General features: G+C 43.4%; 13 protein-coding genes. 10 read left to right on the top strand and 3 right to left on the bottom strand.

Features of this window, described 5'->3' with window-relative positions; genetic code table 11:
* Positions 1-161 precede the first annotated feature (161 nt).
* A complete protein-coding gene (ppsA, locus tag AC50X8_RS08285; protein WP_494879282.1) occupies positions 162-2,780 on the top strand; it encodes a phosphoenolpyruvate synthase in 2,619 nt (872 codons plus the stop codon).
* A 40-nt stretch (positions 2,781-2,820) separates the two neighbouring features.
* Here ppsA and AC50X8_RS08280 read toward each other — a convergent pair whose 3' ends face one another.
* Entirely contained in the window at positions 2,821-3,702 is an 882-nt protein-coding gene (locus AC50X8_RS08280; protein WP_494879281.1) for a LysR family transcriptional regulator, read from the bottom strand.
* Between the two features lie 108 nt (positions 3,703-3,810).
* Between AC50X8_RS08280 and AC50X8_RS08275 the strand changes: the two genes are divergently transcribed.
* Positions 3,811-5,088 (top strand): adenylosuccinate synthase, encoded by a 1,278-nt coding sequence (locus AC50X8_RS08275; RefSeq protein WP_494879280.1) that lies wholly within the window; start codon positions 3,811-3,813, stop codon positions 5,086-5,088.
* Positions 5,089-5,209: 121 nt separating this feature from the next.
* On the opposite strand, the gene AC50X8_RS08270 is transcribed toward AC50X8_RS08275, so the two are convergent.
* The gene (locus AC50X8_RS08270) at positions 5,210-6,910 is read right to left on the bottom strand and encodes an RICIN domain-containing protein (protein WP_494860417.1); all 1,701 of its coding nucleotides are present in this window, start codon (positions 6,908-6,910) and stop codon (positions 5,210-5,212) included.
* A gap of 305 nt (positions 6,911-7,215) precedes the next feature.
* On the opposite strand from AC50X8_RS08270, the gene AC50X8_RS08265 reads away from it, so the two are divergent.
* The 7 genes from AC50X8_RS08265 (at position 7,216) to AC50X8_RS08235 (ending at position 12,869) form a co-directional block, all read left to right on the top strand.
* Positions 7,216-8,013 (top strand): alpha/beta hydrolase, encoded by a 798-nt coding sequence (locus tag AC50X8_RS08265; protein WP_200931665.1) that lies wholly within the window; start codon positions 7,216-7,218, stop codon positions 8,011-8,013.
* Between the two features lie 643 nt (positions 8,014-8,656).
* Positions 8,657-9,373, top strand: a complete 717-nt coding sequence (locus tag AC50X8_RS08260) for a DUF5713 family protein (protein ID WP_494879279.1) — start codon at positions 8,657-8,659, stop codon at positions 9,371-9,373.
* 111 nt (positions 9,374-9,484) lie between these two features.
* Positions 9,485-10,006 (top strand): hypothetical protein, encoded by a 522-nt coding sequence (locus tag AC50X8_RS08255; protein ID WP_494879278.1) that lies wholly within the window; start codon positions 9,485-9,487, stop codon positions 10,004-10,006.
* 17 nt (positions 10,007-10,023) lie between these two features.
* A complete protein-coding gene (locus tag AC50X8_RS08250; protein ID WP_494860412.1) occupies positions 10,024-10,497 on the top strand; it encodes a hypothetical protein in 474 nt (157 codons plus the stop codon).
* Positions 10,498-10,523: 26 nt separating this feature from the next.
* A complete protein-coding gene (locus AC50X8_RS08245; protein WP_494879277.1) occupies positions 10,524-11,273 on the top strand; it encodes an Imm51 family immunity protein in 750 nt (249 codons plus the stop codon).
* A gap of 82 nt (positions 11,274-11,355) precedes the next feature.
* Positions 11,356-12,279: a hypothetical protein gene (locus AC50X8_RS08240; RefSeq protein WP_494879276.1), complete on the top strand. Its 924-nt coding sequence runs from the start codon at positions 11,356-11,358 to the stop codon at positions 12,277-12,279.
* A 104-nt stretch (positions 12,280-12,383) separates the two neighbouring features.
* Positions 12,384-12,869 (top strand): imm68 putative immunity domain-containing protein, encoded by a 486-nt coding sequence (locus tag AC50X8_RS08235; protein WP_056040316.1) that lies wholly within the window; start codon positions 12,384-12,386, stop codon positions 12,867-12,869.
* A 160-nt stretch (positions 12,870-13,029) separates the two neighbouring features.
* Here the strand turns inward: AC50X8_RS08235 and AC50X8_RS08230 are convergent, their stop codons facing one another.
* The gene (locus AC50X8_RS08230) at positions 13,030-13,854 is read right to left on the bottom strand and encodes an AraC family transcriptional regulator (RefSeq protein ID WP_056040317.1); all 825 of its coding nucleotides are present in this window, start codon (positions 13,852-13,854) and stop codon (positions 13,030-13,032) included.
* A 139-nt stretch (positions 13,855-13,993) separates the two neighbouring features.
* Between AC50X8_RS08230 and AC50X8_RS08225 the strand changes: the two genes are divergently transcribed.
* A complete protein-coding gene (locus AC50X8_RS08225) occupies positions 13,994-16,297 on the top strand; it encodes a glycoside hydrolase family 2 TIM barrel-domain containing protein (protein ID WP_494879275.1) in 2,304 nt (767 codons plus the stop codon).
* Positions 16,298-16,347 lie beyond the last annotated feature (50 nt).

Genomic DNA, 16,347 nt, shown 5'->3' with positions numbered 1-16,347 from the left:
TTCTTTAATATTGCATATAAACAGACACGATGATACAATCTGAATACGACTCTCAAAAGTTGAATTGACATAGATAACACATCTTATAATTTAATTGTACTATGTCGATGAACTCGTGTCAAATGATTTTTTCTCAATTTAATGGTTAGGAGAGATGTTGAATGAGTTCTTTGGTTCTCGGTTTTCAGGAAATGGATAAAACGCAGCTATTGCTCGTTGGCGGAAAAGGGTTGAATTTAGGGCAATTATCCAAAATAGAAGGAATACAAGTACCGGAAGGATTTTGTGTTACAACAGTGGGATATCAAAAAGTCATCGAACAAAACGAAACGTACCATGCTTTGCTCAATCGACTAACGTTGCTAAAAGTAGAGGATCGAAATCAAATTGGTGAAATCAGCCGAATGATTCGACAGATCATTATGGAAGCAGAAATTCCTGCCAATGTTGTAAAAGCAGTTACTCACTATCTCTCCCAGTTTGGGGATGAACATGCTTATGCAGTGCGTTCTAGTGCGACGGCTGAAGATTTACCACATGCCTCTTTTGCTGGCCAACAAGATACCTATTTAAATATTATCGGCAAAGAAGCAGTCTTGCAGCATATTAGCAAATGTTGGGCTTCCCTCTTTACGGATCGCGCGGTGATCTACCGTATGCAAAATGGATTTGACCACAGCCAAGTTTATTTATCCGTTATTGTTCAAAGGATGGTTTTCCCACAGGCTTCAGGGATTTTATTTACTGCTGATCCGATTACTTCTAACCGAAAGCTGTTATCCATCGATGCCAGTTTTGGACTTGGAGAAGCATTGGTATCTGGCTTGGTATCTCCCGATAGTTATAAAGTACAGGAAGAGGAAATCGTCGATAAGAAGATTGCAATCAAAAAATGGGCTATCTATGGACTAAAAGAAGGCGGAACAGAGACACAGCAGATCGATCCTGATCAGCAAAAGGCGCAAACCCTTACTGAACAACAAATTTTACAACTAGCACGCATAGGAAGAAAGATTGAAGAACATTTCGGCTGCCCACAAGATATCGAATGGTGCTTGGCTCATGATACCTTTTATATTGTTCAGAGCCGGCCAATCACTACTTTATACCCGATCCCTGAAGCGGATGATCAAGAAAATCACGTCTATGTATCTGTCGGCCACCAACAAATGATGACCGACCCTATAAAACCATTGGGACTGTCTTTTTACCTGTTAACGACACGTGCACCTATGCGTAAAGCTGGTGGAAGACTATTTGTTGATATCACACAAACTTTGGCTTCGCCTGACAGAAGAAAGATGATCATAGATGCTCTCGGAAAATCCGAGCCACTCATCAAAGACGCACTTTTGACCATCGTTGCGCGAGAAGGTTTTATAAAAACGTCACCAGATGATGTTGAAAAAATACCTAGTCCCATTAAAAGTAATGAAGGTATAGCGTCTTCGGATTTTCAAGCACAAATCGAAAACGATCCGGCAATCGTATCTGAATTGATTAAGCGTAATCAAACATCGATAGAAGAGTTAAAACAAAACATCCAAACGAAAACAGGATCAGCTTTATTTGATTTTATTCTAGAAGATATCCAGCAATTAAAGAAATTTTTATTTGATCCACAAAGTTCGGCTGTGTTTATGACTGCTATGGATGCTTCTGCATGGATTAATGAAAAAATGAAAGAGTGGTTAGGTGAAAAAAACGTGGCAGATACGCTTTCGCAATCTGTTCCAAACAATATTACTTCGGAAATGGGTCTGGCGCTATTGGATGTCGCAGATGTGATTCGCCCCTTTCCAGAAGTCATTGATTATTTACAGCATGTAAAAGACGATAACTTTTTGTATGAGCTCGTTACGTTTAAAGGTGGACAGGAAACCCTAGACGCTATCTCTGCTTATCTCCATAAATACGGAATGCGCTGTGCCGGAGAAATCGATATGACGAAACCTCGTTGGAGTGAAAAACCAATGACACTTGTCCCGATGATTCTAGGTCACATCAAAAACTTTGAGCCTAATGCGGGCAAACGGAAATTTGAGCAAGGACGACAGGAAGCTTTAGAAAAAGAACGAGAGTTATTAGATCGATTGAAAACATTACCGGATGGCAAGCGAAAAGCCGAAGAGACAAAACGAGTGATTAGTCTAATCCAGAATTTCATCGGGTATCGTGAATATCCAAAATACGGCATGATTAGTCGCTACTTCGTATATAAGCAAGCTTTACTGAAAGAAGCCGAGCAGCTCGTACTAGCAGGCGTTATTCATGAGAAAGAAGATGTATATTATCTCACTTTTGACGAATTTAGCGATGTCGTACGCACAAGTAAACTGGATCACCAGATCATCAGCAAACGAAAGGACGAGTACAACATATATGAAAAACTAACTCCACCACGAGTTATTACGTCTGATGGTGAAATGATTTCGGGTAAATACGAACGAGAAAATCTCCCAGCCGAAGCTTTGGCAGGCTTGCCTGTTTCTTCCGGAGTGATTGAGGGGCGAGCACGTGTCATCTTAAGGATGGAAGATGCGGTTCTAGAAGATGGAGATATATTAGTCACGTCCTTTACTGACCCTGGCTGGACACCTTTGTTTGTATCTATTAAAGGACTAGTCACCGAAGTTGGCGGACTAATGACCCATGGATCCGTTATCGCGCGTGAATATGGCTTGCCAGCAGTTGTTGGGGTAGAAAAGGCTACCAAACTAATAAAAGATGGGCAACGCATTCGCGTGCATGGAACAGAAGGGTATATCGAAATATTGTAATGTTCTGAATCAATGGCACGATGCGACGTTGGCACGGCTTTCAAGGCAATAACGCCAGAAAAGACCGGGTCGCCGAAGACAGAGGGACTCCTCTAAGCGTTGCAATACCGATTTGCCGTTCGGGCAACGGCGGATCCAATGATATTTCAAAGAGCTTGCCGGACTGCAGCTCCTCTTGGACATAATTCCGAACGACAAAAGCAAGGCCGAATCCGCTGCGAGCGAATTGAACGAGAAGATCCACGCTTCCCAGTTCGAATTCAGGCTCCAGCTTTACTCCATGTAAAGCGGCATAGTCATCCAGGTACCGTCTTGTGCTGCCCCCCGACTCAAGAATCAGGAGAGGATATTGCTTGAGGGCTTCAATGGAAAGCGGGACGTCAGCCGCCAAATCCCGAAATTTGATCCCCCCGACAAGACTGTCCTGGATCGGCGTGCTCTTACGGAACTCAACTTGTTTGTCAGAAGCGGGCAGGCTGACGATGCCAAAGTCGATTTTGCCTTCCTTTAGCAGCGCTAGCGTCTCCGGAGTCGTCCGATTCGTGACTCGAATCCGTACTCCGGGGTGCTGGGCATGGAACTGCTCCAGATGAGGCAATAAGTAGTGTTTGCACAACGTGTCGCTTGCCCCAATCGCGATTTCTCCGCTGTTTAAGTTGTTCATCTCTGCAATGGCCTTCTCTCCGATGTCAACGAAATTGAAAGCCTGCTCCAGGTAGTGAAAAAGCACCTCTCCTTCCTTGGTCAAGGTAGCACCCTTCGGAGTGCGGAAAAACAGCTGCCCACCAAGGGTGCTCTCCAACTGTTTAATGGTATGACTGACGGCCGGTTGAGTGATATGAAGCTGATCTGCGGCCCGCGATAAGCTCCCTGTTCTAGCAATCCAATAAAAGACACGGTACCACTCCAGATTCACTTGCATATCCATTACCTCTCTTTATATCTAATATAACTAATATCTATTATTCTAATACACTTTACTTCCATTATCATTAGCTCTGTAAGCAAATTAGGATCGGAGGGCAAGGATATGACGATAACAGCAATTGTAGGTGCAAATTGGGGAGACGAGGGCAAGGGAAAAATGACAGATGTGATGGCGGCCGATTCTTCCTATGTGGTGAGATACCAAGGCGGGAGCAATGCGGGGCATACGATTATCAACCCTTTCGGCAAATTCGCGCTGCGGATGCTACCTTCAGGGGTTTTCTATCCGGATGTCGTAAACGTTATCGGCCCGGGAGTAGCGGTAGATATCGATGTGCTGCTGCAAGAATTGGATTCCTTAACGGTAAGAGGGGTTCCGCGTCCTCAATTACGTATTTCGGAGCGGGCTCAAATTGTATTGCCAGTGCACCGGATGCTCGATGAGCTTGAAGAAAAGCGATTGGGAGCACGCAGCTTCGGTTCGACCAAACGCGGTATTGCTCCTTTCTATGCCGATAAATACGCGAAGCTCGGAATTCAGGTTTCCGAGTTGTTCGTCCAGGCTCATCTTCGTGAACGGTTGGAGCATTTATTAGAGAGCAAGAACATTCTGCTTGAGCATCTTTACGGACAGTCTTCCATTAAGGTGGAGGACTGGTTATCCAAGCTAAGCGAGCAGGCGGAAGCTATAGCACCTTACCTGTGCGACACCACATCGTTGTTGCATAAGGCATATCGAAATGGAGAAGGGATTTTGCTTGAGGGTCAGCTTGGGGCGCTGCGGGATCCGGATCACGGCATTTATCCATTCACCACTTCCTCATCTACGCTTGCCGGATATGCTTCGGTCGGTGCAGGGCTTCCGCCGTATTCGATAGAGAAGATAGTTGCGGTTACTAAGGCTTACTCCAGCTGTGTCGGTGCCGGTCCTTTCGTAGCAGAGCTGGAGGGCGAGGAGGCCGAGGAGCTTCGAAGCCGCGGGGGAGATGCCGGCGAATATGGAGTGGTGACAGGCCGGCCGCGAAGGGTCGGATGGTTCGATGCGGTCGCGACGCGTTATGGCTGCAGGATCCAAGGCGCAACCTCCGTCGCCCTTACGAACTTGGATGTTCTAGGTTACTTGGATGAAATTCCGATATGCGTAGGATATGAGACGGAGGGGGAGGTCGCGAACGAGTTCCTCTTCCCACAGAAGTTATCCTCGGCCAAACCTATTTATAAGCGGCTTCCGGGCTGGAAGTGCGATATCTCGCAGGTGACTAAAATGGAAGATTTACCGGAAGCGGCAAGGGGTTATGTCGAATTCATCGAGTCGGAGATCGGAGTCGCAATCACGACGGTATCTGTTGGTCCTAGTCGGGAGCAGATTATTCTTCGGTGAGCGACGGCAACTAGGGGCTTAAGATTAGGCAAGTGTACTTAATGATAATATTTTAACCTGCTATTAGCTCACACTAAGCAAAAGAAAGGGCATAGTCCGTAATGGACTTGCCCTTCCAACTTCACTGAACCAACTGCCATTGCTGGTTCAGATCGCCGCGGTATAAATTTTGTTGGATTTTCGCTCCATCTGCGGTGGAGGATCCCAGCACTTCGACTGCTTTGTTGCTGTTCACGTTAAGAATGCTCCAGTATCCGTTACTTAGCTTGATCAAGCGAAACTGTTGTGCTGTATTGGAGAGAGCCTGCATAAGCTGAATCGCTTCCCCGTTGTTTTTTGTTCCGTTACGAACATCCATGACTTTATTATCAGATGAGCTCACGCTCCGCAACTCATAATAGTTGTTGTAGGTACCCTGATCCGTAACGACCCAGCGCTGCGCCGTCGTGTTATTGTCCGTCGACTGTTGAAGCTGCAGGGCGTTCGTATTTTGCCCGCCCGGAACCTCGAGCATTTTGCCCGATGCACGGTTTACAAGCTTGTACGTCGCACCATTCGTCACTCCATTCCAGACACCATTCCAAGGATTTAACTGAGCGCGTTCATAATACCATTCAAAAATAAAGCGGGCCATGCCATCGCGGGCTGTATTACCATCATACAGCAAGCCGGCTGTCGGGTCTGCGAACGAGCTTCTCGTGCCGGAATTCAGCAAAAATCCGTTCATATGGACAGCAATGCTCACATTACCTGCCGCTGTGAAGATCGCTTTAGTGTTTTTGCCGAATCCCTCGTTTGACCCGTTAAACAGCTCCCAATAGGAGGAGTCTCCGGGTTGTGTTTTAAACCAGGTTGTTTCTGTAATATTGATTGGATAATTATCAGCGCAAGGCTTAATATTGGTATCCCACTGCTGCTGTAAAAGCGTGTAATTGTCATTAGCACCATAGCCTGGATACCAATGGACCGAATAACCAACATTGTTCAGTGGATCCGTAAGTGGATATGCTGCGCACAATTGATAGTATTGATCCCAGCCGAGCCCCGCTGCCCAGACAACGTTATCTGCTCCTTTACTGCGGATCGTGGAGATCATTGCGTTTTGGAAATTTTTGAGCGAGTTCCAGTGCGCAACGAAATTGGACTGGGAAGGATGTCCGCCCCAAACACCATTAACATCGGATAGTACAGGCTCGTTGATTAGCTCGAACATGACGTTATCCGCGCTCTTAATGCCCGGCTGGTCAGCTAGGTAGCCCCAGATCTGATTGAATTTAGCAAGATTGTCGGGCGTTGTCGCTTGGTTGTTATTCAACGTGTAATCGAGGCCGAGTGTAACATATAAACCTTTGGTCTTGGCATAGTTGATGTAAGGAATGATTACGTTCTGGGTGACGGCCTGCAAACCAGCAAAGTTATAGGTGCCCGCTGCAACGTCTCCCATGTCTTCCCGGTCAATGAATAGACGGACCTGATTCATATACCATCCATGGTTGTTGCCGTATTTGGCGGAAGTGCTCGTAAAGGTATCGGTAATATCCTTCAAATATGCCAGAATAGCTGCATGCCGATTCCCGCCGTTCTGATTCAGATAGTAGTTGCTGTTCTGGTATGTCCAGTAAGCACCGGAAGGCTGATGCCACCCGCTGAGCAATACGGGCTGACCGTTGGTGTTCACCAGCTGATTACCACTAACATGGAGCTTGGACATTGGCATGCCAACCCACGCTTCTACCGGCTTTCCGCTTAGCAACATCGGCGACATCACTAATGCGAGAAGCAGCATAATCTTGACTCCTAAACTAAATTTCTTCTTACTCATTCATTACATCTTCTTTATTTTGTTTGATTTATGCAAATCATGATAGTAATTAGGCAGGGTGGAGAGGGCAATACTTCTTTCTTCGGGGACGTGGTTTAAAATGGAACTAAATGTATGCGTTTACAAAATGAGCTTACTACTAGACAATGGTCGACGGCAACCTGTCGGATTATGGGAGTATGCCCCGCCAATTTCTACTTTGGGGTATGAGAAAGAAGTATGAATTAACAGGTTGTTAGCGCTGAATGGAAGTAATACACTGTTGGCAGTGAAGCACTTTCATTCAGGAAAGGAAGATTATGAACATGGCTAAATATAATTTAATATTGAATACCGCACCGTCAGGATATGACCAATATGGGGATAACATAGCCCGTGGGATAATAGACACGGTTGAATATTTCTCTATGACGGTAGGCACCTCACGCAAAATGATGATTTACACCCCACCGGGATATTCAGATAATCAACGGTATAACGTACTCTATCTATTGCACGGTATTGGCGGGGATGAAACGGAATGGTACCATCACGGCAATCCGCAAGTTATTCTTGATAATTTGTACGCAGCACGCAAGCTTGCGCCTATGATCGTGGTCATGCCAAACGGTCGGGCAATGCCGAATGATCGAGCGGAGGGAAACCTATTCGATCCCGACAAGCTGCAAGCTTTCGAGGACTTTGAATCCGATTTGTTGCATGAGATCATTCCATTTATAGAATCAAACTATTGGGTTCAGATTGAAAGAGAAAATCGTGCTCTTGCCGGTTTATCTATGGGAGGAGGGCAATCACTCAATATTGGGTTAGGGAATCTCGACCATTTTGCATGGATTGGCGGTTTCTCTTCCGCTCCTAATACGAAGGCACCTGAGCGGCTAGTACCGAATCCTGAGGAAACAACCGCAAAACTCAAGCTGCTTTGGCTTTCATGCGGAGTTTTGGATAATCTAAAACATGTCAGCGACCAGACACATGCGTATTTGACCCAGCAGAATGTACCTCACATTTGGTACGAGGAGAGCGGAGGCCATGATTGGCCGGTATGGAAAAATGATTTATATCATTTTTCTCAGCTCATTTTTCAACCATTTCAATGTTGAACTGACAGTCGTCATAAACGAACGATGAGCTGTTTCATAAAATAAAATGTAAGCGCAATTGCATAATCAGGATTACAGTCCGAGCCTTTTGGCGATTCAGCGTATAAAAGAATTTAAAATATAAACAGACATGATGACACCATCATGTCTGTTTATATTCATATGGGCATCATTATAAAACTTAAAATTTATTTTGATAGAGAAAACTTATTTCTTCCTCAACAATAGGGGCAGAATGCGAAGCAACGCTTAGTAACTGTGGACGTAACAATTTCAGCTTCTTTCTCGAGCCAATGTAATGACCATTTCGATTCATGTATCGAGATGGTCTTTTTTCATTTTCATATCACCAGAAAACTTCATTGTCCCCATCCCATCGTTAAGTAAAAGTGAAAAATGAAAGAAGAGACTCATCCTCCTCCTACGAGGATTGCATAAAAGTGGAGATTAAGTTAATCGGCAGATTAATTCAATAGTGGACCTATGACCTGCGCTTATCATAGGTTATAATTGGAAGATTAAGACTCCGGTTTACTTGATAGAGGAGGCAGATATCGGACATACAGGCCATTGTATTGGATTTAGGCGGAACCTTAATAAATGAGGAAGTGTTACTATCTTACAAACGAAAAGAGGCAGAGTGATGGAAAAAGACCCTTTCGCACAACTTAATATTTGGCATCAAGAAGATGAACATGAAAAAATAGTAGATAAAATTATGGAAATTCCCCAATCAGACAGAGATTATAATACGATCAGTTTATTGGCAAGAGCTATGAATAATCTGAAACGTTACGATGAAGCACTTCAACAGCTTTTGACTATTGCAAAACTAGGTGAGGATGACCCTCTTTGGCATTTTCGTGTGGGCTACTCCTACTATTATCTTGAACAATATGAGGAAGCATTAAGAGAATTTGAAATTACAGATAAGCTAGATCCAGGAGATAGATCGACTTTAACATTATTAGATTGGAGCCGAGGTAAAGTCGAACGAAAGTCAGACAAAATGAAACCATCGGAGCTAAGAGTGCAAGACAAAAGTAGTGCATCAATTGAATATTTAAAAGATATGTATATTGATGCATATTTCCCTGATTTTCTTGTGGATAAAGTCAAAGCTGAACTAGTTAAAGTTGTTGAATTTTTGGAACAAGGAAATCAAGATATCGAAGAAATTCAAGCAAAGCTTGATTTCGCCATCCAAGCAATCAATGTTATTGCAGAAGAGTTTGACGAAAATGACAGCGAAATTGAAACCGTTGCGAGAGAATCAATTGCACAAACTGTTGAAGATATTTTAGCCTTTTTTGGTATCGAAATAGATACAGAAGTAGCCATTCAAGAACGTGATTGGTAGGTTAGACGAGGGATTCGAGGGTGGCGGTTAATTTCCAACTTGAATAACACCCTATTCATTTATATTTAGGATAAGGAGGAAAATAGTATATCCATCTATTTTAATATTTCAATGCCTGTTATGGATTTTCTTACTGAGAGCCATCAAGTAATGCTGAGTCATGGAGTTAAACTGTATGCTGAAATATTTGTTAACGCACAGGGTGAACGTCAATATTCATCTTTTGAAAGTGAAAAAAACGAATTGTTCTCCAGTTATTTTAATGATTCTGCATATAACTCTTTCTTCTTTTCCTGCTACCCTATACAAGATATAACCCAAATAAACGAATTTGGATATTTTTACGATGAACCAAGCTCCTATTCTATTGAAGTTAAAGGCGGCAGAGAAACCTATAAAAGTCGAGAACTTATACAAATGCGCATGATATCAAAGAATCCTAACAAACAGATACAATCTTTTTATCGAGCATTTCAAAGAGACTTAAAGAAAATTTCAGGATTGCAAAAGCATACCCAAAAGAATTATTTTTACTTGCCAACGGAAAAAATTATCATTCCTGCTAATCCACAATCACAGAACACAAGAGATAATTGGGAAGACTTTTATCTTTCAAAAATTGAGAGTTTTTAAATAATTGGGGATATATTATGAATACTTTTATTGCGGAACATTGGAATCTTGAAAAACATGAACTGCCCGGCATTAATTGCATCATCTTTCCAAATGGCACTGTAACCATTTTAAATTGTTATAGCACATATAACCCCAACACAAAAGAAAGTGAATTTTTTTGCTCTCCCTTATGTGACACAACCATTGAAAGCATAGCAAAGTATAATGATGATTATTGGACGATCGTTGATGAATGGGTCAGTATTGATTATCAAGATGGGAAAATATATGGCGGTGATGGTCAAATGGGAAATGAAGGATTTATTGCTTGTACGGATGCTGAAGACCATTTGGTATGGGGAATATTTTTTGAAAATTCAAATCCTATAAAGAACTTAGAAATTAAAGATAAAACCCTAATCGCTATTAATGAGCATACTGAATTACAAATTGAAATCAACTTAGAAAACCTCACCCAAATTAAAATGACTTGCTTAAAATCCAATTAATTAAAGTTAGAGGAGAGAATACAAAGATGGATAAGGATCTATTAAAGCAGCTCACTCTTTGGCATAACAAGGACCAGTATGAGAAAATTATTAATAAAATTATGGAAATACCCGAAGCAGACAGGGACTATGACTTAGTTTGCCATTTGGCAAGAGCATTGAATAATCAAGATAATTATCATGAAGCGATCAAATATTTTTTATCTGTGCAAAAGCAAGGCGAGAACGACCCTCTTTGGCATTACCGAATAGGCTATGCTTATTATTACCTTGAACAGTATAAGGAAGCGATAGTTGCTTTTGAACAAACTGTAGCACTAGACCCTGAAGATGCACATGGCAGGAGGTTTTTAGAAATGAGCCGCAACGCCGCTAGTAGAGCAGGAAATGAAACGATCCATATCGTTAAAGTTGAACAGGATGAGGGTTTGTTAGAAGTTAATGAAAAAATAAACCCATTTGGGCTAGTTGCTCATAATAATGGAAGCATATCCATGATTTTAAGTGTTGGCAAATATAAGCATGAAATTTTTCAAACACGAGCCGAAGAAGGATTTGAGGGCAATGGCTATGATTGGGGTTCATTAGCAGTCGTGTTTCTTGAAGAAAGAATGCCTCATTTAGTTGATATCGTACGATTTGACCCTGAAGCCGATATGTTCGCTGCTTATTCAGACAATAGAGAAGCCATACTTAGTTTTGCAATCGCCTTTAAGGAAGCATGTGAAGATGACTCATTAATAAAAGACCTATTTTCACGAGCTGAATTAGACTGATTGGAAATATCAAGGTACAACAGTATCCTCTGTTGCATTGAAATGACATTAGCCGATCTAACTTTCTAGAGGTGATGAGCATATGGGAACATGGAGTGCTGAGGTTTTTGGTAATGACACCTCGTGTGAGATCAAGGAATATTTCTATGAGCAGTATAATCGGGGTTGTGAAGTTACTCAGATTGTCAGCGAGCTACAAGAGAAATTTACTGATAGCTTAAATAATGCAGATGATAGAAACAATGTATTATTTGCGTTGTCCTACTGCCTTTGGGAAACGAAATCCTTAGAGGATTCGCTGTTAGAGCAAGTCGCTCAGATCATTGGGAGTGGGAGTGACTTAACTGTCTGTGAACAGCTTGGAGCAAATGTACCATTTATTAACCAGCGAAAAAAGTACTTACATACATTCATCGCCAAAATTAGTGTACCCAAAAGTATAGCAAAAAAGAGGGTCAAGCCGCCTACGAAATTTGAAAGTGATTATCACAATGGCAGCTGCCTTACTTTTCAATATCCTAATGGCTTATACGGCGGCATTATCATTATCGACTGCGCCTTTTATCGTAACCGAGGTTCAATGCGCATAGCATTCACCGATATGGAGCAGCACTCTGAACCCGATTATAACGATTTTCTAGCCTCTCGCCTGACCAACTTTAGCTGGGAGGGAGTATGGGGAGAGGCCAACAAGTATGCCGCCTTTGAGGGTAAAACTGCCCGAATTTCTACCTATCCGTTGAGCTATGATCATGCTAAAGAGCGTGTTTCTTATTTTGAGTATAACGATATGTTCTTCACAATTGTGGGCGAGCTCCCTAAATACACACAATGCCTAATATCTACAGTTGGAATTGGGGTCCATTACAACCTTGCTTATCCTGAGTTCGCCATCTCTATGAAAAAGACATTGCTATATTGGAAGCAAAATGAAGACCTATACGGTAAAAAAGTTTCTAAAGAAACGATTACTAAATTAAATAACTTATTAGTCCTCAACAAGTAGCTGTTTACGTATTTTCATATATAAATAAATCACTGAGTCCGGTTTTTGATATCCCTTTTTATTTGGAAAATTAGAATGCCTAAAAAGAAAGCGGAGATGAACATATGTACATAAGCAAATGGTGGGGAGATTTAATTGGCGGTTCCGATGATTCGCTGGCATTAATAGACTATTTGGAACAATTGGACTTAACGGATGTGACGCTCAATCAGATCTTAAAGGACTTGGGTTTCGATATTCTGCTTTCTGAGGGAGACTTGAAAAACGGCGGAAATGTTGGATATGATATGAAACGTGCTAACAGCATCTTTCGGGTAGAGCTTGATATTGCCTGCGGTGCTCTAATCGACCTTTCAGCCATTGTGTTAGAGAGTCTTAAATCAGGCTATGTCGATTTGCATGATTTGGATGAGGCTAGGCAGCCGCGCAAACTTTATATTGATGCCTCCGAAGAAAAAAGAAACCTGCTTCGGGATGAATTGAACAAGTTTTCCCGTAATCCGCTGTCCTACGATTTAGCAGAGCTTGTTCCGCCTGATGATATGAGGGAGCTTGCGGAAAAGGCAAAAATGATTGCAGATGAGCTGTAATAAGTTGGTCTTAGCTTTTGAATATGGGAAGGTTTAGTATTTTCAGACGTTAAGATTACTCAAGGCGTGACCAGCGGTAAAAATAGTATCATCGGAGCACCACGTCTTAAGGGGTACAATGTACCTGCTAAGACGTGGTTTTTTGTTTCCATTCAATGAATCAAAAATGAATGTTCCTGTACTGGCTCGGTGTAATTTGTTCCAGCTTTTTGAAGACAGAGCAGAAGTAGTTGGCATCTTCAAAGCCGCTTAGATAAGCAATTTCCTTCACATGCATTTGAGAATGCTGCAGGAGAAGCTCCTTGCTTTTTTTAATCCTTACGGAATGAATATATTGAAAAATACGTATACCGGTTGTTTTTTTGAAAACGGTGCATAAATGCTGCGGCGTAACGTCGATAACCTCGGCCAAGATTTCCAGCGTGAGCGGCTGGCTGAAGTTCTGCTCAATGTAATCGAATAACGGCTTAAGCTTGAAATTGAGGCTGGTGGCGCTATGGTTGGGGAGGACCGATGCATATTGCACAATATCTGTAAGCAGGGAGTACATCACTCCAGAGCATTGGATACCCTTCAATCCGGCGTTCGACTGCCCAATATCAAGGACATTCCTTATTCTGGCCAATAGCGCTTCAGGTCTGGATACATAATATACGCCGGATGCTGAGATGCCAGCAATGCGGTTCAGGAACGATTGCACTTGATGGCCGTCGAAGACGATCCAGTCGACGATCCAGGAGGAGCTTACTGCATAATACTCATGGGGAACTCCCTGAAATAGAAGCATAGCCATTCCTTCCTTCACCCGATAGACCTTGCCTTCGACCATTAATTCCCCTTCTCCTTCAACGCATTGAATCCACTGATATAAATAGCCTTGGGGGCGTATGACATTCTCCTGCAGCCAATGCTGTCCGGCCTGCACAACATAATAAGGCAATTCTCTGTCTAATTCAGTCAGGACTGGAATATATCTTTTCGTCATCAGATCACCTTAATATTTTAATGTTATTCGTAAAATCATTAGATTGTTTCCTTATTATCGGGCTATTACACTAAATAATATAACAGAGTATCACTTGTTACAACGCTGCCAAACGAAATAGCGAAAGGATGACAATAGAATGTACAGAGCCGAAACACTATTGATGAATGGTTGGGAATTTACAAAAAACGAGCCAGCAGACGATAACTTTGAGCCCGTTCATTTGCCCCACGACTGGGCGATAACCGCTCCGATCGATAGACATATGAAGCAGGGCGAACCACAGGGGTTCAGGGATAGATGGGGGATCGGCTGGTACAGAAAAACTTTAGTTTTAGAGGAGAAGAAGGAAGGTCACGTCTATCAGCTGCAATTTGACGGCGTATACGAGAACAGTACGGTATGGGTGAATGGCATTTCTGTAGGAGGCAGGAAATATGGTTATTCCAGATTCACCCTTGATATTACGGATGCCGTCCATGCGGGCGATAATCTGATTCAGGTCAAAGTGGATAATACATCTATGCCAGCGGACAGATGGTATTCGGGAGCAGGTATATACCGGACGGTCAAGCTGTTGACCTTGCCAGAAAAACATTTGAATCCGGAGCATATACAGGTAGTCTCGAAGGTTGAAGGCGACAACGCAGTGGTAAAGATTCATACCGGGGTCGCTGGCTTTGTGAGTGCAAATATGACAAACGGAAGACTATCTTATACGGGAGAGTCTGACAACGGCAGCATTACGATTGATATTCCGTCTCCGAAGCTGTGGAGTCCCGAGCAGCCGCATCTCTACAATGTGGAATTGACTCTGCACGAAGATAAACAGATTTCAGACATTTACAAGCTGCGAATCGGCATTCGGACAATTGAAATGGTTGCAGGCAAAGGGATGTATTTGAACGGTCAAGTGACAAAAATCAAAGGCTTCTGCGTACATCAAGATGCCGGATCTCTCGGTATAGCTGTCACGCCAGAAATTTGGAGAGAGCGATTCCTTAAGTTCAAGGAAATGGGATGCAACGCTGTACGCGTCTCTCATCACATCCCGGCATCGGAGCTGCTGGATCTTTGCGATGAGCTGGGGCTGCTGGTCTATGAGGAGCCATTCGACAAGTGGACGGGCGGGTCTTATCGGAGATACTTTGAGACGGAGTGGCAGCGCGATTTGGAATGTATGGTGCGAAGAGACAGGAATCATCCCTGTATTTTCATGTGGGGCGTCGGCAACGAAGTGGAGAACCAAGGACAGGCTTCCATGCTGAGCATCTTGAGAATGCTTAAGGATCATCTTCTAACGCTTGACGACACAAGGCCTGTCTCCTACGCGATGAATCCGCACTTCAAATACGAGGACAACGTCGATCTCTCCAAAGTGGAGGATATTCAGCAGTTCGTGGACACGGAGAGCGATACGGAAATTTACGATCAGGACGAGAGGATTGAACGAATCCGGCGGATCGCCGAAATTGTCGATGTCATCAGCTGCAACTATCAGGAGCAATGGTATCCCGGCATCCATAAAGTTGCTCCTGACAAGCTGATTCTGGGCACGGAGACGTATCAATTTTTCAGGGGACATCCCGAGCAAATGCAAAATTTCAGTGACGAGGTGCCATGGATGGACGTGGAGAAGCACGATTACGTCATCGGCGGGATGCTCTGGACGGGCATCGACTATTTGGGTGAATCCATGGGATATCCTGCGAAAGGCTGGGCCGGTTCATTATTTTGGACGAACAATGAACGCAAGCCGTTGTCCTATCTATACGAAAGCTACTGGTCGGAAAAGCCAATGGTATATTTTGCTGTACAGGATTACTCCTTGCAGGACGAGGGCGTCAAGCAGCATTGGGATGCTCCGCGATACGCAAGCCATTGGAATTTCCAGCAATTCAACAAAACGGTCATTCCGTATATGATCGCGTCTAACTGCGAGAAAGTGGTGCTAGAGCTTAATGGCAAGCAGTACCATGTAAAGCAACCTTCCTCTTACCCTAGCCGCATGATTACGGGTTACCTTCCTTATTTGCCAGGCACCGTGAAAGTTAGAGGGTTCAATGGCGGACAAGAGGCCTGTAGCTATACGCTGCAAACAGCCGGCCCTACGGTGAGACTGAGCTTCGATGAAGAAACAGTCAAATTGCCAGCCAAGGATGGTTACCATCGTTTGTTAACTGTCCGGGCAATCGACCAAGAGGGGACGCCCGTATTCCGTGAAAGTGCCAAGGTCACCTTCCAAGTTATCGGACCTGCTGAGATTGTGCGAGTGGATAACGGAGACCTGTGCTCCAGCGAGCCCTATGACCGAAATTGGATGCATATGTACCGAGGCTGCGTCAGCACAATTATTCGATTATCGGGAGAAAAGGGCCGTATTGTATTAACGGCTTACGCAGACGGGTTGTATTCTGCCGAGGTTGTCGTTCTAGTCATTTAAGTTCCAACATTCCTTAATGAATAATGCCGCATGATTTTCGTCCGAAATAG

The organism is Paenibacillus sp. JT22N15 (assembly GCF_059383755.1).
This window is presented reverse-complemented; position numbering and strand designations above follow the sequence as displayed.

Coding starts and splice junctions, on each gene's coding strand:
- AC50X8_RS08275 (WP_494879280.1), top strand. CDS start 3,811: ATGACGATAACAGCAATTGTAGGTGCAAATTGGGGAGACGAGGGCAAG.
- AC50X8_RS08260 (WP_494879279.1), top strand. CDS start 8,657: ATGGAAAAAGACCCTTTCGCACAACTTAATATTTGGCATCAAGAAGAT.
- AC50X8_RS08230 (WP_056040317.1), bottom strand. CDS start 13,854: ATGACGAAAAGATATATTCCAGTCCTGACTGAATTAGACAGAGAATTG.
- AC50X8_RS08280 (WP_494879281.1), bottom strand. CDS start 3,702: ATGCAAGTGAATCTGGAGTGGTACCGTGTCTTTTATTGGATTGCTAGA.
- AC50X8_RS08245 (WP_494879277.1), top strand. CDS start 10,524: ATGGATAAGGATCTATTAAAGCAGCTCACTCTTTGGCATAACAAGGAC.
- AC50X8_RS08235 (WP_056040316.1), top strand. CDS start 12,384: ATGTACATAAGCAAATGGTGGGGAGATTTAATTGGCGGTTCCGATGAT.
- AC50X8_RS08240 (WP_494879276.1), top strand. CDS start 11,356: ATGGGAACATGGAGTGCTGAGGTTTTTGGTAATGACACCTCGTGTGAG.
- AC50X8_RS08270 (WP_494860417.1), bottom strand. CDS start 6,910: ATGAGTAAGAAGAAATTTAGTTTAGGAGTCAAGATTATGCTGCTTCTC.
- ppsA (WP_494879282.1), top strand. CDS start 162: ATGAGTTCTTTGGTTCTCGGTTTTCAGGAAATGGATAAAACGCAGCTA.
- AC50X8_RS08255 (WP_494879278.1), top strand. CDS start 9,485: ATGCCTGTTATGGATTTTCTTACTGAGAGCCATCAAGTAATGCTGAGT.
- AC50X8_RS08250 (WP_494860412.1), top strand. CDS start 10,024: ATGAATACTTTTATTGCGGAACATTGGAATCTTGAAAAACATGAACTG.
- AC50X8_RS08265 (WP_200931665.1), top strand. CDS start 7,216: ATGGCTAAATATAATTTAATATTGAATACCGCACCGTCAGGATATGAC.
- AC50X8_RS08225 (WP_494879275.1), top strand. CDS start 13,994: ATGTACAGAGCCGAAACACTATTGATGAATGGTTGGGAATTTACAAAA.